General features: G+C 56.0%; 4 protein-coding genes. 2 read left to right on the forward strand and 2 right to left on the reverse strand.

Features of this window, described 5'->3' with window-relative positions; genetic code table 11:
• Position 1: 1 nt before the first annotated feature.
• Positions 2 to 3,091 carry an Eco57I restriction-modification methylase domain-containing protein gene (locus tag AC13F2_RS03715; RefSeq protein WP_239807448.1) on the reverse strand — a complete coding sequence of 1,030 codons (3,090 nt, stop codon included), beginning with the start codon at positions 3,089 to 3,091 and terminating at the stop codon, positions 2 to 4.
• Positions 3,084 to 3,380: a DUF6471 domain-containing protein gene (locus AC13F2_RS03720; protein WP_482965226.1), complete on the reverse strand. Its 297-nt coding sequence runs from the start codon at positions 3,378 to 3,380 to the stop codon at positions 3,084 to 3,086. Before AC13F2_RS03720 ends, AC13F2_RS03715 begins: the two co-directional genes overlap by 8 nt.
• Before the next feature lie 539 nt (positions 3,381 to 3,919).
• Between AC13F2_RS03720 and AC13F2_RS03725 the strand changes: the two genes are divergently transcribed.
• Together AC13F2_RS03725 and AC13F2_RS03730 are read left to right on the forward strand one after the other, a co-directional pair.
• Complete coding sequence (locus AC13F2_RS03725) at positions 3,920 to 5,161, forward strand: SIR2 family protein (protein ID WP_475209795.1); 1,242 nt, start codon at positions 3,920 to 3,922, stop codon at positions 5,159 to 5,161.
• Complete coding sequence (locus AC13F2_RS03730; RefSeq protein ID WP_239805895.1) at positions 5,158 to 6,999, forward strand: ATP-binding protein; 1,842 nt, start codon at positions 5,158 to 5,160, stop codon at positions 6,997 to 6,999. The genes AC13F2_RS03725 and AC13F2_RS03730 overlap by 4 nt, the downstream gene beginning before the upstream one ends.
• Positions 7,000 to 7,756: the final 757 nt, after the last annotated feature.

Below are 7,756 nucleotides of genomic sequence, written 5' to 3' on the forward strand. Positions count from 1 at the left end.
GTCACGGATGCAACTTGGGATAGTGTCGACGGCGCCAGCATTCGATTTCCGCACGCTCGTCGGCATCAATGTCATAAAGTTGGTAGACCACGGCATCGATTTCGGCAGCCTTCGCGCGAAAGTCGTATGCGGGATTTTTCTGTTGCTGGGCAACGATCTCGTCGACGAGGTCAGAAATCTTCTTCGCCTCGGAAGGATCAGGCATCACGATCGGCAGATCGTCGATCTGGCTGTCCACGCCGTGATTGATGAAGCTCTTGGCGAAATAGCGCAGCAGCGATGAGGAGAGGATACCGAGGAGCACCCGGCGGTCTAGGACATCACACAGGATAACCGAACCCTTCTGGTCGAATACTCCGCCGTGGCTGAGACGATAGGTCGGCGAGTAGATCCCGGTGTTGGAGAAGCTGATGCCGGTGCTGAAATACGATTCCGAGTTCTGGAACCGCGCACCTTTCAGCGTTTTCATCTCGCTTACCGCGTTCTCGGACCAGTCCACGTAGAACTCCACCGGCCTCCAGTATTCGGCCAGCAGTCCGTTTTCGATGTCTGCCGCGCCTGACTTGTCGAGGGGAACCCAGTAACGATCAGCAGTTGGGTCGTTTACCTGGATTCCCTGCGCTTTCTCTATATCGGTGAGGCCTGCAAGCGCCTTCCCATCGACAACGCGGCCTAGATCGACATCCTGATAGCCGCCAGCTGCCGCACCACCGGTTGCACCTGGCGCTACGCGATAGAACCGAGTGTTCGCCCCTGACTGAAGCCCGATCTTCACGCTAGCGATCTTGCCCAAGCGAACGACCGCTCTCGTCCTTATGGTCTGCGCCCTGACGGAGAGCGTCTGTCCCTTCCCGTGAGGAAGGCTTAGATCGATGGGCACCATCGTCATGTCGGCCATGAAGTCGTAGAGTGAGGGCCTGCCCTCGAAAATCGGTTTGTTGCGATAAGACGGGATGACGCCCTGCCGTACCTTGTACCGCTTGGCGATTTCGTCTTCGAAAGGCCATGCTTTATGGGCATCGGGGTCGGCCAGGATCGCTTCATATGCGCGAGCGAGTTCCGATCCATTGGTCTTGGGGTGGAAGCGCCAGAAATCGTAGAACTGGTAGTAGTTCTGCTCCCGGGCCTTCGGATCGTCACACCGCTCCAATTCGAGGATCACCGGAAAGGTGTCGATCCCAGGGAAGGTGGCCCGGTGCAGTTTTATCACCCTGATGATCTTGGATCGGGAGAGGATGGTCTCTCTCAGCTTCCTGTGACTCCCAATGGTCAGGAAAGACGAACTGACTATGAAGATGACCCTTTTCCCCTCGGGCAGCCTCGCCAGTGCGTTCGCAATGAAATAACCGTAGCTGTCCTTGCTCTGCAAATCGTAGATCGCATCGTAGCCCGGCCCTTTGAGTACTTTCACACCATAGGGCGGGTTGCCGATGATCAGATCGGGATCGATCGCACGTTGAGCGCTTTCCTTCAGATTCTTGGCGGATGCCAGATCGGACGTTTTATGGATGTCGAAGCCCACGTTCGGATCGACGGTGATCGGATCAAGCGAATTCTGCGTATCGACCGAAAGGTCGGCCCGCCATACCTGTCGGCCAGACCCTTCGCCTCCCGGTGCTACGTTGTCTTTCAAGTGCTCAAGGAAGGTCGACAGCAACGTGAGCTGGACGGCGAACGGGTCGATGTCACGACCGTAGACGTGGGTAAGCGCCTCGGCATGCGCGAGTTGGGGATCCTCAACGAATGAAGCGGCCTTGCGCTCTTCCATCACCTCGTCGACGTATCGACGGTAGATTTCCCGGAAGAAGTGCCCGGATCCGCATGCAGGTTCGACGATCTTGTGGCCGCGGAACTTTCCCAGCGCGAGCCTTCCCAACTGGACCATGAAACGCATTGTCACGTCAGGGGTGTAGACCGCCCCCAACTCAGAACGGATTTCATCACCGATCAGCTTCTCGTAGAGATCGCCGATCACGTTGCTGCGCTTGGAAGCCGAGCCATAGATAATCGCAGTTCGGATATCGATCGAAATCAGTTTTTCATGGATGATTTCGAGGGTCGCATCGGAGGGCATGAACCTGTCATAGTCACGCGCCTGGAATAGCTGACCATATCGGCTCATGTTGACTGAGAAGCCGTAGCGGAAAATGTCCGCCCACGACACGTTGGCAATGTCCATGCCGAGCTTTCGGTAGAAGGCCTTCGAGCGGGCGAAGACCTTGAGAGCGATCGCTGTATCCTCAGCGTTCAAACCGTTCAGAACCTTATATCCGAAGAGGCCGCCGATCTGGTCGTATTCGCGATGAGGGAAAAGCGTGTGTATTACCCTCTGGCTGTCGCTCCCACGCGCCAGGTCCTCGATCAGCTTGATGAAAAGCACCTTGATCGTGAAGTGCAGTGCTACACCCTCGATCGCCTGCCGTATCGCTTCCTGAGTTCTTGCTGCTTCTGTACTTCCCTTGGCGGTCTCGCCCAGAAAGGTCCGGCGAGCTTGAATGATCCGCTCGAGATGGTCGCCGAACGAATGCTGCTTGAGATCGAACTTTGACGTCGCCGGATCGCGGAACAAGGCGGCAATATCACTGGCAATAGCAGTCTTGAACGACTTAAGCAGCCTTAGAAGATCGGCCTCGGTAAGCATTTGGCGGACTTCGCCGGGGACTTCGGCGATGATCTGCTTCCATTCCACGACCGGAATGTCGTTGTATATCGGCCTTCCATCGATCGGATTTATGGTCGTCGAGATCTGGAGGAAGCGATGCTCCCGTCCGTTCGAAACGACGAGAAACGGGACGGGGCGGTCAAAGAAATCGGAAGTAGCATAGCTCCGCGCTTGGGCCACGTCGTCGTCCGTCAGATCATGCCTGTAGCGCTTCCCCTCCATCACGACGTAGGGATAACCGCCGGAGAGATAGAGCCCGTCGTATCGCCCATGTCCCCCGTCGCCATTCGGTAGGGTGTGCTGGGCTTGGTAGTCCAGGCTGGAGGCGTCCGGGAAGTGGTGCTGCGATGCGAGCCAGGGCAGGATCAGCTTATCGACCGTGTCCTGCTCGGTGTAATCTTCGAACTTCGGGTTCAACTGGCTAGGCACCAGGAGTCTCCTTCTTCGCCAGTAACTGTGCGCCGCCCATGCCAGCGGCATCCTCGATCGATCCGGGTATATGTATCCATTCGGCATCCAGAGCCTTTAGGCACTGCATCAGGAAGACAGTCGTGAACCGCCCGCGAGCCACCTTGTTGCGCAAGTTCACCTCGTTGTCGTGCACGCCGATGGTTTCGAGCCGTTCGGCAAGAACAGCGTAGGACACGCCCCGCTGCATCATCGCGGCACGCAGAACGTTTTTGGCGAGGTCTTCCCAGATTTTCTCGTCCGTCGGCATCGTGACTCAACTCCAGATTCACTACCTTCTAGGACCGGCACAACCGACGGCAAAGCCTTCTGCCAGTGATTCTGGCGGCAGATACATCCATATGTGATTATACATACCTAGACCGGATGGGTCAGATTGGCATATATGATGGTATAAACCATCAATATCCATGGTGCAGGATTTCTTTGCTTCTCCCCAGTTACGTCTGCTTTGCCCCTATTGCGTCCGGAATCCCACTGTCCATTCCGCTCCCGAAGCGGTCCTATGCGATGGGCGCGGCGAACGGCATGAATGGCGCCGAGTCCTGCCTACCCGGTTCCTGAGGGAATAGGCAAAGCTGCCATTCGTAACGATGGACCAGACTGCCTACGCCTACACAGCCGTCCTTCGCGACCACATGACAGTTCATCGTTATCTGCCGATCATCCATGCAGGAAATCGGCAATCCCTTTGGTGAGTTGCCGTATTTGCCTCAATAAGAGAAAAATTGCGAGTAGCGTTATTGGCGTGATAGGAGTGAATATGGCCATGCGGGGCGGCTAGATTTAGTGAAAATCGGGGACGGCGAAATTTTGGAAGCAGCAGACATTGCAGAGCAATTTGAGAAGCATCTCAATAGTCCCAAGCAGTCTTGGCTGCTTGGGGCTGGCGTCAGTTACCCGGCAAACATTCCTCTAATGCTTGCCCTCACAAAGCGCGTGCTTCTTCTAGCCCACTCAATTGTGTTCTCTGACGATGCGGAAGCGCGATCCGTGCTGGACTTTATTACAGGGGATTGTGGCGATGCCTCGCACATTGAGCATCACCTTACCCATCTTGGAGATCTGATATCGATCGCAGAGCGTTCGCGAACAGGATGTGTTGAAATTGGCGGCGCGCGCGTCGCCAAGGAGAAGCTGGTCGATGTTCATAGCGCCTTGATCGAATTAATCGCTTCCATCGTCCGCTGGGGTTACCAAGCGGGCTGGAAAAATGAGGATGGGTCGGTCGGTCAAGCGGAACGCGTCGGCGAACCCTCACAGTCAATTGTGGAAATAACTGGGCACAGTCAGTTCGTGAGTGCGATCTATGGCCCCGGGAGGGCCGGTCTAGAGTTCGTTCGCACGCCGGTAGAGTTTTTCACCACCAACTACGATACGCTCCTGGAAGATGCCTTGGCGCTCTCGGGCGTTGAGTTCGCGGACGGCTTCACCGGAGGCGGTGTGGGGTTCTGGAACATGAATCACTATGATCATCGTCCCGGGGTAAGAGCCGTCGTCTCAAAGCTCCACGGATCGATAGACTGGTATCGGCCAAAAGCAGGAAATGCGACTTTGCTCCGTATCAGGCACGGCGACACTTACCCAGCGCATGGTGGTGCGGTGATGATCTATCCACAGGCCACGAAATACATCAACACTCAGCGCGATCCATTCGCCGAACTTTTTCAGCGGTTTAGAAATAGATTATCCCAAGGCAGTGATCATGTGCTCCTGATCTGCGGATATTCTTTTGGGGATGACCACATCAACGCTGAGATCGAAATGGCCATGGAATCGGGCAGGAATCAATTGACGATTGTTGCTTTTGCGGATGAACCAAACGACACATTGCCGCCGACCCTCCAACGCTGGATGACAGCTTCTTGGGCAAATCAGCTGTTTATTGCTAGCCCGAAGGGGCTCTATCAGGGAAGCGAGGGACCCGTTTTCCCAGGCGCGACTGGAAAGCGCGACTGGTGGACGTTCGGGGGCGCATCCAAGCTGTTCAGCGAAGGTCTGCCCAATGATATTCAAGAGGCGATGGCATGATGGCGTTCTCGCTAGACGCCGATCTTGAAATCGGCACGGTTTTTGAAGTCGCGGGGAACGCGATAAAGGTTACCCTCAAACGCGATATTACCGAACTTACACGGAGCCACAGCGGACGCGTCTACGACGTTGGACAGATTGGTAGTATCATCAAAATGCACCTCGGGCGGAGAATTATTTTCGCCACGGTCAAGCTGCTCAGACTCCAGTCAGACGAGGAGACCGCCTCACTCGCGCTGCAAGGCAAAGCCGCCGATCAGGACCGTCGAGTTATCGAAGCGGATCTTCTAGGAGAGGCTTGGTTTAACTCCGCAGACAAGAAGTTAAATTTTAAGCGGGGTGTTTCGACCTACCCCTTGCCCCTGCAAGCGGTCCATCTGATAACGAAGGACGAGACTGAGCAGCTTTTCATTAGCGCTGAAAAATCCGCCGAAGATGGGGCGGACCGCCATGTCCCGATCGGCAATTATGTCGGTGCGACCCGCGTACCTTGCAGAGCCAACATGGACCGCCTCTTCGGCCACCACTGCGCAGTCCTCGGTTCAACGGGCGCGGGCAAATCGAGCGCTGTAGCTGCAGTTCTGCATTCGGTTCTTGAACACGAATGTCATCCCGATAAGGGCACCAGGCCCTGTATCATCTTAGTCGATCCTCATGGGGAATACGCTTCCGCGTTCCATGGTAAGGCGAAGGTTTATCGCGCTTATGACGCGCTGGGTCAGAATGCCGAGGGAGCCGAAACGCTGAAACTGCCGTATTGGCTGATGTCGAGCGATGAGCTCCGATCCTTGGTTATCGGCAAGACTGAGTTCGAGGCCACGTCCCAGGCCAACACAGTCTATAAGGCCTTAGCGCACGCCAGAATGGTGGGTGCTGGCATCGCTCGGACGGCACTCGGGGATATCCCTGCCGACTTGCCCGCCGGTCAGCACCCGGAGCAGCCGATGCCGATGCCGGGAGTCGGGGAGGACAAAATTGTCTCCTTCGACCGTGACAAGCCTCGTCCCTTCAAGCTTGCTGAATTTCATGCTCACATTGTTGGTCGGCAGGCAAAACGACCGCAAGGTGGAGGCTGGGGCGATGTTACGGCTTCTGACTTCCAAAAGGACTATGCGTCTATCCTGAATAAGTTTCGCGTTCTCACGACTGACCCGCGTGTTCGTTTCCTCATGGAAGAACATAGCGAAGCGGCACCATCACTGACCGAGGTGTTGGGTCAATTTCTCAATGTCGATGGACAAGCAGAGTCGTGTCTCAAGATCGTGGACATCTCAGGCTTGCCAAATGAAGTGGCAGGTCCTCTCACCGGCGCGATCGCGCGACTTCTATTCCAGTATAAACTTCATCAGACCCGCGAGGAGCGTGAACGCGATCCGGTGCTCTTCGTCTGCGAGGAAGCCCACCGCTATGTGCCAAATCGTGGCGAAGCTCAGTACGAAGTGGCGCAGACTGCCATCCGCCGATTGGCTCGCGAGGGGCGCAAATACGGTCTAGGTCTGATGCTCGTCTCGCAGCGACCATCTGACATCGAGGACACAGTGATCTCGCAATGTAATTCGTGGATAGTGCTACGCCTGGCCAACAGCAGCGACCTAGAGCACGTTTCTCGAATCCTGCCGGACAGTTTGGCGGGCATGACTAGAATACTTTCGTCTCTGCCTCGGCAGGAGGCGCTTTTCGTCGGCGAGGCAGCGGCGATTCCAGCGAGAATTCGGTTGCGTACTCTCAGAAAGGATCAGTTGCCGAATTCCCATGACATTTCATTTGCCGAAGGCTGGTCGTCCGAAGGCACAACCAACGCAATCTTGACGGGGGTGGTCGAGAGAATGACCGCTTGACCACGGCTTGCTGCTACCACGTGATAGCTGCAAAACGGTTGGCCGCTTTGGCGACCCTAACCACCGATTTAGTTTCCTCGTTCAACGTGGTAGTGGTTTGCAGGGGCCACCCTTGCTTGCCTGAACGGAGTGCGGCTTTCTGCTTCTCCCGTCCAAATCCAGACTGTGTCCAGCGCCAACGTCGCTGACGCTCGGCGATGATCCGCTCGATGCCCGCTTTCAAGAAACTGACGACAGAGGGCGAACGACTGGATGAGGGGCGCACAGCCGACATAGATCTCATCTGTCGGGTGATGACGGACCGACCTGGGGGATCATGGAGAGGAGCAGACCGCCCGCCATCGACACCGAGTATCGCTTGATCGCGGGTTGCCGCGCCACATGACGTTTCTACGCCGGGACCGCCCCTCCTACGCTAGCGCGCCGCTCTTCAGGCAACTGTGCGCAAGGTGCATCCGAACGTGTCCCCAAGAACGAGTACGGACCTCTTCTCAGAAGCTCATTTGTTGCATTGCTGCTCGATTCTGCGAGGCGCCGTCGCACTCTGCATTGAAAACAAAAGGATTTCAGAGGGCAGGGCCAGCAGGGCACCTTGGGTGCAGTCGGCAAATGATCAGCAAAACCAACCACCTGCAGCCCGTCCGACGGCGCTGCTTTTATCTCGCCATCTTATTTGGCTTCGTTTTTGAGCAAGTATTCGCCATCGTCGTTTCCTCTCTTTAGCACTAAAAGACCAACTATTCGACGCCAATGTAGG

It is taken from the genome of Qipengyuania sp. L-5Y, from assembly GCF_056859455.1.